Source organism: Paenibacillus harenae (genome assembly GCF_030812415.1).
Classification (GTDB): domain Bacteria; phylum Bacillota; class Bacilli; order Paenibacillales; family Paenibacillaceae; genus Pristimantibacillus; species Pristimantibacillus harenae_A.
In genome coordinates, this window is sequence record NZ_JAUSST010000008.1 from 296,890 (window position 1) to 313,074 (window position 16,185).

Annotated in this window: 16 protein-coding genes; 15 read left to right on the forward strand and 1 reads right to left on the reverse strand. The window is 45.2% G+C overall.

Going from position 1 to position 16,185, the window contains the following annotated elements; genetic code table 11:
• Positions 1-77: 77 nt before the first annotated feature.
• From J2T14_RS27095 to J2T14_RS27155, 13 genes are all read left to right on the forward strand, one after another.
• A complete protein-coding gene (locus tag J2T14_RS27095; RefSeq protein WP_307475963.1) occupies positions 78-809 on the forward strand; it encodes a YveK family protein in 732 nt (243 codons plus the stop codon).
• 13 nt (positions 810-822) lie between these two features.
• Entirely contained in the window at positions 823-1,455 is a 633-nt protein-coding gene (locus tag J2T14_RS27100; protein WP_307206235.1) for a CpsD/CapB family tyrosine-protein kinase, read from the forward strand.
• Between the two features lie 86 nt (positions 1,456-1,541).
• Positions 1,542-3,386, forward strand: a complete 1,845-nt coding sequence (locus J2T14_RS27105; protein WP_307475965.1) for a polysaccharide biosynthesis protein — start codon at positions 1,542-1,544, stop codon at positions 3,384-3,386.
• A gap of 20 nt (positions 3,387-3,406) precedes the next feature.
• Positions 3,407-4,291, forward strand: a complete 885-nt coding sequence (gene galU, locus J2T14_RS27110) for a UTP--glucose-1-phosphate uridylyltransferase GalU (protein WP_307475967.1) — start codon at positions 3,407-3,409, stop codon at positions 4,289-4,291.
• Positions 4,284-5,450, forward strand: coding sequence for a glycosyltransferase family 4 protein (locus J2T14_RS27115; RefSeq protein ID WP_307475970.1), 1,167 nt, complete (start codon positions 4,284-4,286; stop codon positions 5,448-5,450). The genes galU and J2T14_RS27115 overlap by 8 nt, the downstream gene beginning before the upstream one ends.
• Positions 5,413-6,600 (forward strand): glycosyltransferase family 2 protein, encoded by a 1,188-nt coding sequence (locus J2T14_RS27120; protein ID WP_307475972.1) that lies wholly within the window; start codon positions 5,413-5,415, stop codon positions 6,598-6,600. The genes J2T14_RS27115 and J2T14_RS27120 overlap by 38 nt, the downstream gene beginning before the upstream one ends.
• Complete coding sequence (locus J2T14_RS27125; protein WP_307475974.1) at positions 6,551-7,606, forward strand: glycosyltransferase family 1 protein; 1,056 nt, start codon at positions 6,551-6,553, stop codon at positions 7,604-7,606. The genes J2T14_RS27120 and J2T14_RS27125 overlap by 50 nt, the downstream gene beginning before the upstream one ends.
• Before the next feature lie 16 nt (positions 7,607-7,622).
• Positions 7,623-8,519 carry a glycosyltransferase family 2 protein gene (locus J2T14_RS27130; protein ID WP_307475977.1) on the forward strand — a complete coding sequence of 299 codons (897 nt, stop codon included), beginning with the start codon at positions 7,623-7,625 and terminating at the stop codon, positions 8,517-8,519.
• A 20-nt stretch (positions 8,520-8,539) separates the two neighbouring features.
• On the forward strand, positions 8,540-9,295 hold the full coding sequence (locus tag J2T14_RS27135) for a glycosyltransferase family 32 protein (RefSeq protein WP_307206228.1): 756 nt from the start codon (positions 8,540-8,542) through the stop codon (positions 9,293-9,295).
• A gap of 14 nt (positions 9,296-9,309) precedes the next feature.
• Positions 9,310-9,933 carry a sugar transferase gene (locus J2T14_RS27140; RefSeq protein WP_307475979.1) on the forward strand — a complete coding sequence of 208 codons (624 nt, stop codon included), beginning with the start codon at positions 9,310-9,312 and terminating at the stop codon, positions 9,931-9,933.
• Between the two features lie 29 nt (positions 9,934-9,962).
• A complete protein-coding gene (locus J2T14_RS27145; protein WP_307475981.1) occupies positions 9,963-11,138 on the forward strand; it encodes a DegT/DnrJ/EryC1/StrS family aminotransferase in 1,176 nt (391 codons plus the stop codon).
• Positions 11,139-11,177: 39 nt separating this feature from the next.
• The gene (locus J2T14_RS27150) at positions 11,178-12,317 is read left to right on the forward strand and encodes an acyltransferase family protein (RefSeq protein ID WP_307475983.1); all 1,140 of its coding nucleotides are present in this window, start codon (positions 11,178-11,180) and stop codon (positions 12,315-12,317) included.
• A gap of 37 nt (positions 12,318-12,354) precedes the next feature.
• Positions 12,355-13,428 (forward strand): EpsG family protein, encoded by a 1,074-nt coding sequence (locus J2T14_RS27155; RefSeq protein WP_307475984.1) that lies wholly within the window; start codon positions 12,355-12,357, stop codon positions 13,426-13,428.
• Between the two features lie 39 nt (positions 13,429-13,467).
• Here J2T14_RS27155 and J2T14_RS27160 read toward each other — a convergent pair whose 3' ends face one another.
• A complete protein-coding gene (locus tag J2T14_RS27160; RefSeq protein WP_307475986.1) occupies positions 13,468-14,121 on the reverse strand; it encodes an acetyltransferase in 654 nt (217 codons plus the stop codon).
• A gap of 115 nt (positions 14,122-14,236) precedes the next feature.
• Between J2T14_RS27160 and J2T14_RS27165 the strand changes: the two genes are divergently transcribed.
• Together J2T14_RS27165 and J2T14_RS27170 are read left to right on the forward strand one after the other, a co-directional pair.
• The gene (locus J2T14_RS27165) at positions 14,237-14,887 is read left to right on the forward strand and encodes an acyltransferase (RefSeq protein ID WP_307475988.1); all 651 of its coding nucleotides are present in this window, start codon (positions 14,237-14,239) and stop codon (positions 14,885-14,887) included.
• Positions 14,888-14,891: 4 nt separating this feature from the next.
• The gene (locus tag J2T14_RS27170; protein WP_307475990.1) at positions 14,892-16,094 is read left to right on the forward strand and encodes a glycosyltransferase; all 1,203 of its coding nucleotides are present in this window, start codon (positions 14,892-14,894) and stop codon (positions 16,092-16,094) included.
• The last annotated feature ends 91 nt before the right edge of the window (positions 16,095-16,185 follow it).

Genomic DNA, 16,185 nt, shown 5'->3' on the forward strand with positions numbered 1-16,185 from the left:
ATATAAAGAACTAAAATTAGTAGACAATGTTCATTCTAACAAATAATTTGCAAGCAGGTGATGTCGTGGAAGGCCGAATGGCAACAACGATTACAGCGACTAGAGTCCCGGTGAAAGAGATTAATCTGAAAGAATTATATAGGGTCATTAAGAAGCGAATATGGATCATCGTGTTATCGACTCTCCTGTTTACGATTATTGGCGGACTTTTAAATTCGTTGCCGGAAACCCCGTATTATCAAGCCTCCTCGCGTATCATCATTCCTGCGGAAAGTGCTGAGTCATTAGGGACGTTTAAAGTTTTTATTCGTGAACCAATCGTCATAGAACGAGTGCTAGAAGAATTAAAGCTGGACCGATCCATTGGAGCGCTGAGAAGCCAGGTGAGCGTATCCAACGTAGACGGGTCCATTATTACGCTTGTTAGTGCAACCGATCCTAACCCTAAACTTGCGGTCGCCATTGCGAATGCAACGGTAGATGCGTTTAAGGCGGAAGTAAACGCTGCATTCGGCCTGTCGGGCATTAAAGTGCTTACCGAAGCCGAAGAGTCGCAAAACCCGTATCCTATTAATCCTAAATCCAATCGCATGTTGTATGTTGGAGTGCTGGCGGGGTTCGCAATTGGGATTGCCCTTGCTTTTCTAAGGGATTCGTTGGACGATTCGCTCAGATCCAAACGTCAGGTTGAACAACTGCTGGGGTTACAAGTGCTAGGTCAAGTACCTAAGATTAAGAGAAAAGACTTGGTAAAAACGTTTAAGCATAAGAGCAATCAAACCGTACGAGGTGAGACTATTGGGTCGTAAGGCTAATAAGTTTATGATTAAGAGCAGTTTAATCGCCTTTCTGAATCCGACCTCCGAGGTTGCCGAGCAATATCGAACGATTCGTAACCATATCCGATTTGCCTCAGGCCGAGACAAAGTCGGTTCTTTGGTCGTGACCTCTCCTTCCGGGGCGGAAGGGAAGTCGGTGGCTGCCGTTAACTTGGCGATTACGATGGCCCAGCGAGGCGATCGCGTTCTTCTTATTGACGCCAACATAAGAAAGCCGGTCTTGCATGTTGTGTTCAATGTACAGTCTTCGACGGGATTAATGGATGTGCTAGCTAACAAAATCGAATTTAGCTCTGCAACGATGAAGACGGATATCGATGGATTGTCGATGCTGCCCAGCGGTTCCTTTCTTCATAATTCAATGGATTTGCTGGGCACGAAGAAAATGGCCTCAGTTCTAGAACAAGCAGCCGAGCACTATGACGCCATTATCCTTGATTGTTCCCCAGTGCTGGGGACGCCTGAAGCAAGTGACCTTGCAAGCCGATGTGATGGAGTCGTCCTTGTCGTAAACAGCGGAAAGACGCAGCAGGAGAAAGCGATCGAAGCGAGCCGTACGTTGGAGCTTGTTAAAGCCAACATTGTAGGTGTTATTCTAAATAATAAGAAGGGTTAATCGAAAGATGAAATCCTTTTTTTTTGATGAGTTGTTCTTTATAAAGTACGACTGTTCGTATTTATGAAATGGAAAGGGTGGGAAGATTGGCATATAGACAAAGATTATTGTTTTTGATTGTAGTGGATTCACTGATCGTGTTATCGGCTGTTTTCTTTGGTCTATTCCTCATAAGCGCATCTTTGAATGTATTTATTTATCCGACGGTTGTAAGCTCGATTGCTTTGTTGCTTAGCCATCATTTCTACGCTTTCGTTTACAAGCTGTACAATAAGGTGTGGGAGTATGCAAGTGTAGGCGAATTGATAATTATTGCTAAGTCAATTACGTTCTCCATCGTAACTACTGCCATCATCCAAGAATTGCTTGTTCACGATGTACACTACCGTTTATTGCTCGTAACCTGGATGCTGCATATTATGTTTATAGGCGGTTCCCGTTTTTGTTGGCGCATATTTAGGAGTACATACTTTAAGCAAGAAAGCGAAAGTAAGCCGGAAGCTCATTTTAAGCGGACGCTCATTGTTGGTGCAGGCGCAGCCGGTACGATGTTAGTTAGACAACTGCTTGCCCGTTCTGACAAAGAATTGCTGCCAATAGCTTTCATAGACGATAATGATAAAAAACATAATCTTGATATTCTAGGCATTCCGGTTATTGGCGGAGTTCAATGCATCGAGGAAAAGGCGAAGCAGCTGAACATCGATAATATCGTTATCGCTATTCCGTCGCTGAATCGAACGCAGTTGATGACCATTTACGACGAATGCGCCAAGACGACAGCCAAAACGCAAATTATTCCGAAGCTGGAAGACATTGCGACAGGCAAAGTTTCTGTCAGCCAGTTCCGTGATGTTCAGGTGGAGGACTTGCTGGGTCGTGAGACCGTAGAGCTGGATATCGATAGTATTTCCGAATATGTGACGGGTAAAGTCGTTTTAGTAACAGGCGCCGGAGGGTCAATCGGTTCAGAGGTATGCAGACAACTTTCCAAATTCAAGCCTAGGAAGCTTGTGTTGCTGGGACATGGCGAGAATAGCATATATACGATCGAAATCGAATTGAAGGTACTATTCAAGGATAGCCCAATTCAATTTTATACAGAGATCGCGGATCTACAGGATGGGGAGAAAATTCTCGCTGTTATGAAAGAACACCAGCCTGATGTCGTTTATCATGCCGCTGCGCACAAGCATGTGCCTCTCATGCAGCGCAACCCGGAGGAAGCGGTTAAAAATAATATTATCGGAACTTTGAATGCAGCAAACGCTGCTGATAAAGCCGGCGTCAAAACCTTTGTGATGGTGTCTACGGATAAGGCGGTAAATCCGACGAGCGTAATGGGGTCAACCAAACGGATCGCGGAAATGATCATTCAACATATGGATGGGCGCAGTCAAACCAAATTCGTTGCCGTACGATTCGGTAACGTTCTAGGCAGCCGAGGAAGCGTTATTCCGTTATTTCGGAAACAAATAGAGAAGGGTGGTCCCGTTACGGTTACCCATCCCGACATGGTGCGTTACTTTATGACGATACCCGAAGCATCAAGGTTGGTCATTCAAGCCGGATCCTTGGCACGGGGTGGAGAAGTATTCGTGCTTGATATGGGCGAGCCGGTCAAAATTGTCGATCTTGCCAAAAACGTCATCCGCATGTCGGGCTATTCGGTTGAAGAGATCGGCATTGTGTTTACAGGCATGAGACCGGGCGAGAAGTTGTATGAAGAGCTGCTCAGGGATACGGAGATCGATGAAGTACAGGTGTATCCTAAGATTTACATAGGCAAATCCGCAGAGGTCGATTTTCCGAGAATCGAGAGATTGCTTCAAATTTATCATTTGCTTTCGATCCAAGAGCTTAGGGATATGCTTCTAGATCTCGCGAACAATAGAGAGGAAGCACCTAATTCACTAACAATAACGGTTTAATGACAAGGAGGAGCTCGTACATGGCTAAAGTTAGAAAAGCGATTATTCCGGCAGCAGGACTTGGGACACGGTTTCTGCCCGCAACGAAAGCAATGCCCAAAGAAATGCTGCCGATTGTAGATAAACCTACGATTCAGTATATTGTCGAGGAAGCGATCCAATCCGGTATCGAGGACATTATTATCGTAACCGGTAAAGGCAAAAGGGCGATCGAGGACCATTTTGACAATTCGATTGAGCTTGAGCAGATTTTGCTGGAGAAGCAAAAGCTGGATTTGCTTGATGAGGTCCAGAAGTCTTCCAAAATGATTGATATTCATTATATTAGACAAAAAGAGCCTAAGGGACTTGGGCATGCCATTTGGTGCGCCCGTAAGTTCATTGGCGAAGAACCGTTCGCCGTATTGCTAGGGGACGATATCATCGATGCAGAGAAGCCATGCCTGAAGCAGATGATAGAGAAGTACGAACGTTACAATTCCTCGATTATTGGGGTGCAGCACGTAAAGGATGAAGAAGTGTACCGGTACGGTATTGTCGATGGACAGATGATCGAGGATTACTTGTACAAGATCAACCACCTCGTAGAAAAGCCAAACCGTCAAGATGCTCCATCCAATATCGCGATTATGGGACGCTATATCCTAAATCCCGGTATCTTTGATGTATTGGGTAATCAGAAGCCCGGCTCTGGCGGGGAAATTCAGCTGACGGATGCCATCGAAACGTTGAACAAGACGGAAGCGGTCTATGCGTATCAATTCAACGGCACTCGGTATGATGTAGGCGATAAAATGGGTTTTATTCAAACGACGATTGAATTTGCGCTTAAGCGGGATGAATTGCGTCCCGAGTTGCTTGGTTACCTTTCCGAATTGCTTGAAAGGGAACGCATGCATGCCTAACAAAATATTGTTTTGTGCAACAGTGGATTACCATTTCAGCGCGTTTCACTTACCGGTTCTGGAATGGTTCAAGCAGCACAATTGGGAGGTCCATATCGCTGCCAAAGGCGATCTGGATATTCCTTATGTAGACAAAAAATTCAATATACCAATGGAAAGATCTCCCTTTAGCATTCGGAATAGGGAGGCTTTTCGGCAATTAAAGACCGTTATTGGGGAAAACGACTATAGCATTATTCATTGTCATACCCCGATTGGCGGCGTCCTGGCAAGACTGGCGGGCCGCGAGGCAAGGAAGAAAGGTACCAAAGTTATTTATACCGCGCACGGCTTTCATTTTTGCAAAGGGGCGCCGCTCCTGAATTGGCTCTTGTACTATCCGATCGAGAGAAGCTTGGCAAGAATGACGGATTGTCTTGTTACGATTAACGACGAGGATTACAATCTAGCGAGAGGACATAGATTCAAGGCCGGGCAGATCGCCCATGTTCATGGCGTTGGAATCGACACCGGCCGCTTCCGTCCTGCTCAGCCCTCGGAGAAGGCTAGACTCAGACAAAGCTATTGCTATAAGCAGGATGATATTTTATTGTTTTACGCAGCCGAGTTTAACGGGAACAAAAATCACCAGCTTATCATTGGCGCCATGGCTTTAATAAAGGAAGAGGTTCCAGCAATGAGGCTGCTCTTAGCCGGAAGAGGTCCGCTTCAAGAAGAGTGCAGGCAGCTTGCCGCCTCTCTAGGTATTGAACATATGATCCATTTTCTTGGATATAGAAGCGATATCGATCAAGTGCTGCCGATGTGCGATATTGCGGTGTCGGGCAGCCTCCGCGAAGGGCTTCCCGTTAATATTATGGAGGCTATGGCTTGCGGGCTGCCGATTGCAGCTACGCATAATAGAGGCCATGATGAGCTTGTCATAGATAACGTGAGCGGTTACCTGATAGCCCCTAATCAGGTTGCTGCTTTCGCTGAGCGCATACTGGCGCTTTGTACTTCTCAAGAGCTTCGGAAGGAAATGGGGAGTAAGGGGCTGGCGCATATTCAAAAATATACGTTGGGTCAGGTTAGGCAGCAGCTAAGCGAAATCTATTTAGATTACATGATGGGGGAACACAATGGAACCCAAGATCAGCATCGTCATTCCTATTTATAACATGGAATTGTATTTATCCAGATGCTTGGATAGTTTATTAGCCCAAAGCTTTGCCGATATGGAAATCATTGCGGTTAATGACGGATCGCTTGATTCGACTGGTGCAATTTTGGAGCAATACGCCAAGTTGGACTCCCGAATCATTATCGTTAATAAGAGCAACGGCGGCGTTTCTTCCGCCCGTAACGTGGGCATCCAAATGGCAAAGGGTGATTATATCGGTTTTGTTGATCCGGACGATTGGGTAGATACAGCGATGTATGCAGAGATGTATCTAAATGCCGTGCAAGCAGACGCCGATATCGTGATGAGTACGTACATACGCGAGTTCGGCACGCATGCCAAAGAAAAAGTTTTTCAGATGCCCGACAAGACGGTTTATCGCCAGGAAGAGCTGCAGGCAACAATGACGAGACGGATCGTCGGTCCGTTGCGGGAGGAGATTGGGAACCCTGAGTTTCTGGATGCATGGGGAACGGTCTGGTCCAAACTTTACCGCGCCAGCCTCATCAAAGGGAACGAAATACGCTTCATTGACCTCAGCGTTGTAGGCAGCAACGAGGATTCTCTTTTTAATATGTATGCCTTTTATCATGCAGATTCCTTCGTATTTCTTAATAGGCCGTACTACCACTACTGGCGTGCGAATTCAGACTCGATTACATCGACCTACAATCCCCTATTAGCATCTAAATTTGAAAAGCTGTATGCGCATATTGAGGCTTTTATAATGGAAAAAAACCTGGAAGAAGAATACTTCAGGGCCTTGAATAACCGCATTTGCATGAATATATTAGGCCTGGGGCTTAATATCGTTAATAAAGATAATAAGTCGTCTCTATTTATGAAAATAAAATCTTTAAAGGCTTTAGTCTCCAACTCAAGAATACAACGCTCATTTCGCGGATTTGAGCTCCAATATAGCCCAATCGTTTGGAAGATTTTCTTCCGATGCGCCAAGCTTCGATACGCAACCGGAATCTACTTCATGCTTGAAGCGATTAATTGGATACGAGTTAAGAATATGAGGGGTGTGCAAGGTGAAGCCGGTTCGAATACTGCAAGTCGTAACCGCGATGAATCGCGGGGGATTGGAAACGATGCTCATGAATTATTACCGCCGGATGGATCGAAGCAAAATTCAGTTTGATTTTATGGTGAATAGAACCGAGCAGGGGCATTACGATGATGAGATTAGGGCAATGGGCGGAAAAATATATCCGATGCCCGCGATAAGGCCAGGTAATTATAACCGCTATTTTAAAGCGCTGGATTCGTTTTTCAGCCAAAATCGGGAGTATCGTGTCGTTCATTCCCATATTAACGAGAATAGCGGATTTGTACTTAGAGCCGCTAAACGGGCAGGTATTCCCTGCCGTATTGCACACAGTCACTTGAGCGACTTGGGCATTGATCTGAAACTGCCGTTCCGATTATACGCGAGGTATTCGATGAAGGGGCATCCAACCCATTACTTTGCCTGTTCCAAGAAAGCGGGTCAATGGCTGTTTGGTAACAAAGTAGAAGAGCAACATGGAATTACGGTGCTGAACAATGCTGTACACGTTCCCGATTTTGAGTTTAACGAACAAGTAAGGAATGAGGTAAGAGACGAGATCGGTGCAGGCGGCCGAACGGTTATTGGGCATGTCGGGCGATTTAACAAGCAGAAGAATCATACGTTTCTTATCGATATTTTCCAAGAGATTCACCGGAAGAACCCCGACACCCTGCTGCTCCTTGTCGGAGAAGGGCGGCTTAAAGCAGAAATCGAAGCGAAGGTATCGAAGCTCGGCTTATCCGGCAACGTCAAGTTTCTAGGCGTGCGAAGCGACATTACTAGATTGCTGCAGGGTATCGATTTATTTCTATTTCCTTCGTTGTTCGAAGGCTTGCCCGTCGTTCTTGTGGAAGCGCAGGCTGCCGGTCTTAATTGCATCGTCTCCGATACGATTACGACGGAGACGGATGTAACCGGCCGGCTCCATTTTGTGAGCCTAAAGGATTCCGCCGAGCAGTGGGCTAATGTCGTTTGCGGGATGAGCCATGAACATGCGGATACGTCTGAACTATTGCGAAGCAACGGCTATGACGCGGATTCGATGGCGGACTGGCTGACGAGCTATTATTTTGGACAAATGAAAATGAACACGTAAACGGGAGGTTTATCGATTGAACCCCATGTTAACCGTATTTACACCTACCTATAACCGTGCCTATACGCTGCATCTCTGTTACGAGAGCTTGAAGCGGCAAACGTGCAAAGACTTCATTTGGCTTATTATCGATGACGGCTCAACGGATAATACGAAGGAGCTCGTGGAGTCTTGGAAGGCTGAGGGACAAGTGCCCATTCGATATCACTTTCAGGCGAACCAAGGGATGCACGGTGCGCATAACGCTGCGTACGAGCGAATCGATACGGAATTGAATGTATGCATCGATTCGGATGATTATATGGCGGACGATGCAGTAGAGAAGATAACGGCCTTCTGGCTAGCCAACGGAAGTAATAAGTATGCGGGTATCGTGGGTTTAGATGCGACGCCAAAAGGCGATCTGATCGGAACGAGGATGCCGGAGCAGCTAAAATCGTCGACTCTTTCGGAATTATATGCGAAGCATAAGGTGCAAGGAGACAAGAAGCTCGTCTACCGATCCGAGCTCACGAGCAGCATCCCTCCTTACCCGATTTTTCCCGATGAGAAATATTGTCCGCTTTCTTACAAATATATTCTCATTGACCAGCAGTGTCCGCTGCTCGTTATGAACGAGGTGCTCTGTCATGTGGAATATATGCCGGATGGATCAAGCCTTAATATGATTAAGCAATACAAGAAAAATCCGAAGGGTTTTGCCTTCTTCAGAAAGATAGCGATGCTTCATGCCGTCTCCTACAAAGAAAGATTTCGTGAAGCGATCCACTATGTATCCAGCAGCTTAATATCGGCGAATAAGAGATTCATTAACGAGTCGCCTCGTAAATGGACAACGGTGCTGGCGACGCCAGCAGGCATCTTACTCTATTTGTACATTCAGAGAACCAATCGGGCGACAGTGAAGAGATAACTGGAAGGGAGGATACATATTTGGAAAGTACGGAGAAAATACCTCGCATTGTCCATTATTGCTGGTTTGGACGAGGAGAGAAACCGAAAAAGATTCAGAAATGCATGAGGAGCTGGAAGAAACATTTGGATGACTATCGGTTCATCGAATGGAATGAAGACAACTTCGACGTGAACGTTAATCCTTACGTGAAGGAAGCGTATGAGGCAAAGAAATACGCATTCGTTAGCGATTATGCGCGTCTTCATGCTCTATACGTGCATGGCGGTATCTATATGGATACGGATGTCGAGGTCATTCAGCCGCTTGAGCGATTTCTAACGCATGAAGCTTTCTCGGGTTTTGAGGATGAGACTTTCCTTCAATCGGGCACAATGGGTGCCGTGAAGGAGCATCCATGGATCGAGGAACTGCTCAAATATTATAATAACAAGAGCTTTATATTGCCTGGTGGCGGGTACGATACAACGACCAATACGGCAGTAATCAGCCAAATATGCAAAGCGCACGGTTTGCAATTGAACGGTCAATATCAGGTGCTGCAGAATGGAGTCACATTTTATCCGAGATGTTATTTCAGTCCCTATGATTATATTAACGGCGGTATTTATAGAACGGATGAGAGCTATACGATTCATCATTTTGCGCAATCATGGCTACCCGCCAGCGTCCGCCTAAGAGGGCAAATGAAAAGAATAGCAAGCAGAGTAGTGGGCCCTGCTAATATTTCGAGAATGCGAAAGTTTCTTGCGGGCGGTCACAAAGCGAATAAGTGAGGAGAGATCTCGCAATGAAAAGATTGTTTGATCTTTTGGCAGCAATCCCTTTATCAATCATAGCTTTTCCGATCATTATCATTACAGCGATTCTTATAAGAGCGAAGCTGGGTGCGCCTGTTTTATTCAAGCAGCAGCGTCCGGGGATGCATGGCAAACCGTTTTATATGTATAAGTTCAGATCGATGACCGATGAACGCGATCATTCGGGCCAGCTGCTGCCGGACGAGGTTAGGCTCACCTCGTTTGGAAAGTTGCTTAGAAAACTTAGCCTGGATGAGTTGCCTCAGCTATGGAATGTCGTGAAGGGCGATATTAGTCTCGTAGGCCCAAGGCCGTTGTTGATGGAGTACTTGCCGTTATATACGCAAGATCAAGCGCGAAGGCATCATGTGAAGCCGGGTATTACGGGATGGGCACAGGTTAACGGACGCAATGCGATTTCATGGGAAGAGAAATTCGAGCTGGATGTGTGGTATGTCGATAACCGCAGCTTCCTGCTGGATTTGAAGATTATTGCGCTTACTGCTCTGAAGGTCGTGAAATCCGAAGGCGTGTCCAGCGGCAACCATGTTACAATGCCCGTCTTCAGAGGTGAAGCGAGCAATCGTGCAGGCCAACGTTCCGCCGAAATTTGAGGATAGCATTTTAAATATAAGAATAGAGGATGAGGCTTGTGGCAACCACCGATCGTATATTTCTTTCATCGCCCCACATGAGCGGCAAGGAGCAGTTCTATATTAATGAAGCGTTTGAAACGAACTGGATTGCTCCTCTGGGGAAAAACGTAGATTCTTTTGAAGCGGAGATTGCGGCATATGCAGGCGTGAAAGGCGCGGTCGCGCTTAGCTCTGGAACGGCGGCGATCCATTTGGCGCTCCTCTTGTTAAACGTAGGCAGCGGGGACCGCGTATTTTGTTCCAGCCTCACCTTCGTAGCCAGCGCAAATCCGATCTCGTATGTAGGGGCGGAGCCGGTCTTCATCGACTCGGAGCCAGAAACGTGGAATATGTCGCCGCGTGCCCTGAAAAGGGCGTTAGAAGAGGCAGCAAGCGCGGAAAAACTGCCTAAAGCTATCATTGTCGTCCATTTATACGGTCAAAGCGCACAGATGAATGAAATCGTCTCTTTATGCAACCAATACGAGGTGCCGATCATCGAGGACGCTGCGGAATCGCTAGGGTCAACTTATCAGGGTGCGCCGAGCGGCTCTATAGGCAAATTCGGCATTTTCTCGTTTAACGGCAATAAAATCATTACGACTTCAGGCGGCGGCATGCTTGTCTCGAACGATACCGAGGCGTTGCAGAAAGCGCGCTTTCTTGCGACGCAGGCTAGAGACAATGCCATTCATTACCAGCATAGCGTAATGGGCTACAACTATCGGATGAGCAATGTGTTGGCTGGTGTCGGAAGGGCGCAGTTGCAAGTGCTTGAGGATCGCGTTCAGGCGAGAAGAGCTGTCTTCGATCGGTATTATGACGTATTTGCTGATCAACAAGGAATAAACTTCATGCCTGAATTGGCGAACACGAAGTCCAATCGCTGGCTGACGACACTGACGATAGACGAGAAAACTACAGGCGTATCGGCACTTGACCTGATTGAAGCATTATCGATTCAGAATATTGAGGCAAGGCCGGTATGGAAGCCACTACATATGCAGCCTTTATATGCCGATGCGCAATATTATTCGTATTCCGAGGAATCCAGCGTTTCAGAGCATTTGTTCAGAACGGGCCTTTGTTTGCCTTCAGGATCGAACATGTCTCCGGAGGACCAGCAACGGGTTATCGATTGTATCCTTCATACACTGTCCCTATCCAATGCTAGCATGCGCTAAAGGAGTCAGTCTTCAAATAATAATAATGGGGGAAGATTGATGGGTATGAATCAAAATGCTAGGCCGGAGCAGTTGGACGCATTAACTTCATTCCGATTTATAGGCGCTCTTCTTGTCTTTTTATTCCATGTGGAAATTTTCTCGAAATACAAGCTTGGATACATTGGCGTCAGTTTCTTTTTTACATTATCCGGATTTATTCTTACCTATAACTATTACAAAAAAATGATGACTATCGACCGCCTCCAGCTTAAAAAGTTCTACATAGCCAGGTTTGCTAAGATCTACCCGATTCATGTAGTAACATTTATTATTGCAGTTCCGTACTATTTTTTTATCCCTTTAAATCATCACCCGCTTTTGTATGTTTTTCAAGCAGGAACTAATTTAATGCTTATCCACAGCTTTATTCCAATCGGGAATATCTCTTTTAACGGTGTTTCGTGGAGCCTTTCGGATGAGCTGTTTTTTTATGCGATTTTCCCTTTTATACTGTATGTTATTCTTAAGAAGTTAAAGAGCAACTTTCTAAAATTAGCAGTTGCAGCATTAGTATGGCTAGCTGTCGTGCTGGGCGTATATCTCATGTATCCGAGTTCTAGCAATTTTTCCGTATGGCTGCTTTATTATTTTCCAGTGACTAGAGCATTGGAATTTATTGCAGGAATAATGGCAGCTCTATTTTTTCTAAAATACAAAGATCGAATGGCGAGATTGACGGTCTGGACTTTTTCTTTGGTAGAGATGGCTGTTTTGCTAGCTTTGGGAGTAGTGATTTTGGTCGCACCGGAGCTAACAATGAACCTGCGCTACGGTTTGATTTTTATCCCTTGCATGGCTGTCGTAATTACGGTTTTTGCTTTTCAAAAAGGATGGTTATCGTATTTGATGTCGAATAAGGTACTGGTGTACATGGGGAAAATAAGTTTTTCTTTCTACATGATTCACAATCTTGTTCTCTCGTATATTTATTTCTTATGGAAGCCCGACATTGATAAATGGTTGCTTATTATGGGGTGTTTTTTCCTTTCCGTGCTGAGCAGCGTACTTCTTTATCACTTATCCGAAGAGCCGATGAGGAAAGGGACGATCCGTTTTTTAAACGAAAGACTAGGAGTGCAAACTAGTAATGTGTACGCCAACAAGAAGGGAGAAGCTGCAGAAACAAAAGCAGTGTAAGGGATCATAGCTCAACTTACTCAGAAGGGAGCCGCAAATGACAGTCCTTTGGCTAACCTTAGCATCCGTGTACTTCTTGGCCCTCATGGCCAGGTATTTTTCCGTTCCATCCATAGAAATCGAAAATTCGGTTAAACCTAATAAGTTATTGGCCGTACTTGCGGCTTTATGTTTAATTATGGTCGCGGGATTACAGAAAAACGTAGGCGATACGCCCTTCTATATGCATAGTTATGAGACGACTAACTATATGTTGGAGATCTCTAAGAACGGGCAAAAGGATTTGGGGTTCAACTTGCTGCAGCTTCTGCTGCAGACGATTTCGAAGGATCCGCAAATATTGGTTTTCGTTGTGGCCTTTATAACGAATACGCTTATCGTTATTGGCTTCTATAAGTACTCCCGACTGTTTGAGTTATCCTTATATGCTTTTATCACATCGGGTGCCTTCGTCGTTTCCATGAATGGACTTAGACAATATTTAGTCGCGGCTGTTTTGTTTATTGCGACAAAATATATATTAGAAGGAAGCTGGAAAAAATATGTAGCGGTCGTATTGATTGCCTCATTGTTCCATCAGAGCGCGTTAATTATGATCCCCATCTATTTTATCGTTAGAAGGAAGGCTTGGACGGGTTCGACTTTCTTTCTGCTCTTGATCGCGGTGCTTATCGTGTTTGGTTTCAATCAATTCTCATCGGTGCTGTTCTCTGCACTGAAGGATACCCAATACGGTGAATATCAGAATTTCCAGGAGGGCGGCGCGAATATTATACGGGTAATCGTTTTTTCAGCGCCGTTGATCTTATCCTACTTCGGAAGAGATAAGCTGCGGGAGCTCTATCCTAAAATCGATATATTCGTAAACTTATCCCTGCTAGGCGTTGTTATTATGATTATTTCGACTCAAAACTGGATATTTGCGAGAATGGCTATTTACTTTAATCAGTACTTATTTGTTCTGCTTGCGTGGAATATAAAAGCCTTTCGACAAAATGACCAGAAGCTGATCTATCTGATCATCTTGGTTCTATATGCATGCTTCTTCTTCTATGAATCGGTTATTGCATTAGGCTTCTGGTATGAGAGCGATTATATAAAGATCTCATAGGTATAATTCATTGACATGTTCTTTATAACGAACTACAATTTATAAATATCGTTCTCCGGCCTCGCGTTTTCTTACTACACGGGCTGGGGTTCCATAGGCAACACTATAGCTTTCTATTGCCGATAATACGGTAGCGCCTGCTCCGATAACGGTATGCTCATGAACGGTTACCGAGTGAATCAGAGATGCACCGATCGATATGGTACAGTAGCTTTCTATTCGGACACCGCCTCCCGTAGCGGCATGGGGGGCCATTGTCACATAATCATCAAGCCTGCTGTCATGATCGACCGAGGAGATTGTATTGAGGACGCAATGGCTGCCGATAATCGTATCGCTATTAACGACGGCACCAGCCATCAGTACGGTCCCTTCGCCGATTACGGCCCCTCTCGCAACGGTTGCTTGAGGATGTATGGCTGTAATGAATACACATTCCGGCTTGATTGCACGAATGGCATGAACAATCTTAGCTCTCAACCAGTTATCGCCGATTGCGACAATAATACCGTGGATGTTATCGTCGCTGAGAATGTAGCTTTCGTCGCCTAAGACGGAATATCCGTATGCGTTTGTTCCTACTGGTTTATTCCCGTCCAACAAACCTGCTATTCGATAAATACCGGCTTTCTCTATGACGTCAATAACGACCTTCGCATGGCCGCCGGCGCCATATACAAGAATGCTTTTCATTGTATGAAACCCTCCATTGATACAAGATGTTGTCATACGGGTATTATATAGAGCAAGTTACCTGCTTGTCACGTTATTCAGGCAGACTGACTTGAACGATTAAGGAGATATCATTATGGGTTTTCTGAAGAAAGTAGCAAGAACATTGTTCACGCAGATACGAGAAAGAGGGCTCCTAAGCACTTTGCTGATGAATCTATCGCATTGCATTGCCCTTCTTCGCGGGATGTTCTATAAGCTTATTTATAACAAAAGAATCCAAGGGTATTTGTTCTCCATGCAGGGAAACAGCTCCATTGAATTATTCGATAAACAATCTAAAGCTCATATTGGAAAGTTCGTCTTCATGAGAAAAAACGTGAGTATACGAGTGGACTCCGGAGGACAGCTACATATCGGAGAGAAGTCGTTCATCAACGATAACTGCACAATCAATTGCGCGTTGCGAATTTCCATTGGAAGACATACGAAGATCGCTCCCAACGTCTGCATCAATGATCATGACCATAACTACAAAAATTCGGAAGACGGCCATCTTATCAAATCAGAGGTTGTCGTAGGCGATCATGTATGGATCGGAGCTAACGCAGTGATCTTGAGGGGGACGATCATCGGCGATCACGCTGTCATTGCGGCAGGCAGCATCGTGAAGGGAACTGTACCTCCCCATACCCTATTTTTAAACCAGCGGGAGAACAGGCTCATCTCTTTTGGGGAACAAGCAAATGATCAAGCGTCTGTTGCCGCGATGAAAGGAAGCCTTTGATCATATGAAGAAAGAAATTCTCATTTCAATGTTTGATATGGAAATCGGAGGAATAGAACGAAGCCTCATTAATATGCTGGAGAGCTTCGATTATGATCGTTGCAACGTAAGCCTGCTGGTATGCAGCCATCAAGGCGACTTCATGAGCTTAATTCCGCCGAAGGTGAACGTGCTCCCAGAGATAGGCGCCTATACGGTATTTCGCAAATCATTAAAACAATGTATACGCGAGGGACATTACAGGACCGGCTTGAATCGCATCCGAGCTAAGTACATAGCAAGCAGGAAATCACGCCAATGGAATTTTTCCGAGGGCCCGGGTTATATCCAAATGCAATTGGAAGCCAAGTATGCATCCCGTTTCCTCCCCGAACTGCAACACGAATATGATCTTGCGATCAGCTACGCTTGGCCGCATACCATCATAGCTGCCAAAGTTCGAGCAAAACATAAGGTTGCCTGGATCCATACCGATTATAGCAAGCTCGAAATAGACAACGCCTTAGACCTGGAGGGATGGAGTCAATATGATCAGATCGCTTCCATATCCGAGGCTTGTACGCAATCGTTTTTGTTGAAGTATCCAAGTTTGAAGGACAAAATCATTCCCATCGAAAATATAACCTCCCCTGCATTTGTGCAAGCGCTGGCTGAAGAACAAGTAGATACAGAGATCCAACAAGGCGATTTCTTTAATCTAGTATCCGTAGGCAGGCTATCCCATGTCAAAGGGTTCGATATGGCAATTAAAGCGCTAAAGCTTCTTCATAATAAAGGCCTCACGAATATAAAGTGGCATGTCGTCGGATATGGAGGCTTTGAAGCGGAGCTGCGGCCCCTCATTGCGGAGTATCATTTAGAAGACTCCTTTTTGCTTCGTGGAAAAAAAACAAATCCTTACCCTTTTATCAAGCAATGCGACTTATACGTGCAGCCTTCCAGATATGAGGGGAAAGCAGTTACCGTTACAGAAGCGCAAATACTAGGAAAGCCAGTCATTATTACCAATTATCCTACTTCTTCGAGCCAAGTGACGCACGGAAAGGATGGCATGATTTGCAATATCAGTCCAGAAGGCATAGCTGATGCCATCGAACAATTATATAAAGATCAAGAATTAAGAGATAAACTTGCGGATTATGTCAAAGCACAAAATTACAGTAACAGCAGTGAGTTAGATAAGCTTTATGACATGATGCGTTCCTAATGCAAGGTTTGTCCGGGAATGCGCCATGATTGTAAAGGAGAAAGAGTTGACAATCTTTTGGAGTGAGTGTTACGCTGATTTTGTTCTTTAA

What these genes read in the sequence shown, in the direction of transcription:
- J2T14_RS27095 (WP_307475963.1), top strand. Translation starts at nt 78, where the DNA reads ATGGCAACAACGATTACAGCGACTAGAGTCCCGGTGAAAGAGATTAAT.
- J2T14_RS27100 (WP_307206235.1), top strand. Translation starts at nt 823, where the DNA reads ATGATTAAGAGCAGTTTAATCGCCTTTCTGAATCCGACCTCCGAGGTT.
- galU (WP_307475967.1), top strand. Translation starts at nt 3,407, where the DNA reads ATGGCTAAAGTTAGAAAAGCGATTATTCCGGCAGCAGGACTTGGGACA.
- J2T14_RS27115 (WP_307475970.1), top strand. Translation starts at nt 4,284, where the DNA reads ATGCCTAACAAAATATTGTTTTGTGCAACAGTGGATTACCATTTCAGC.
- J2T14_RS27120 (WP_307475972.1), top strand. Translation starts at nt 5,413, where the DNA reads ATGGAACCCAAGATCAGCATCGTCATTCCTATTTATAACATGGAATTG.
- J2T14_RS27125 (WP_307475974.1), top strand. Translation starts at nt 6,551, where the DNA reads ATGCTCATGAATTATTACCGCCGGATGGATCGAAGCAAAATTCAGTTT.
- J2T14_RS27140 (WP_307475979.1), top strand. Translation starts at nt 9,310, where the DNA reads ATGAAAAGATTGTTTGATCTTTTGGCAGCAATCCCTTTATCAATCATA.
- J2T14_RS27145 (WP_307475981.1), top strand. Translation starts at nt 9,963, where the DNA reads ATGAGGCTTGTGGCAACCACCGATCGTATATTTCTTTCATCGCCCCAC.
- J2T14_RS27150 (WP_307475983.1), top strand. Translation starts at nt 11,178, where the DNA reads ATGGGTATGAATCAAAATGCTAGGCCGGAGCAGTTGGACGCATTAACT.
- J2T14_RS27155 (WP_307475984.1), top strand. Translation starts at nt 12,355, where the DNA reads ATGACAGTCCTTTGGCTAACCTTAGCATCCGTGTACTTCTTGGCCCTC.
- J2T14_RS27160 (WP_307475986.1), bottom strand. Translation starts at nt 14,121, where the DNA reads ATGAAAAGCATTCTTGTATATGGCGCCGGCGGCCATGCGAAGGTCGTT.
- J2T14_RS27165 (WP_307475988.1), top strand. Translation starts at nt 14,237, where the DNA reads ATGGGTTTTCTGAAGAAAGTAGCAAGAACATTGTTCACGCAGATACGA.
- J2T14_RS27170 (WP_307475990.1), top strand. Translation starts at nt 14,892, where the DNA reads ATGAAGAAAGAAATTCTCATTTCAATGTTTGATATGGAAATCGGAGGA.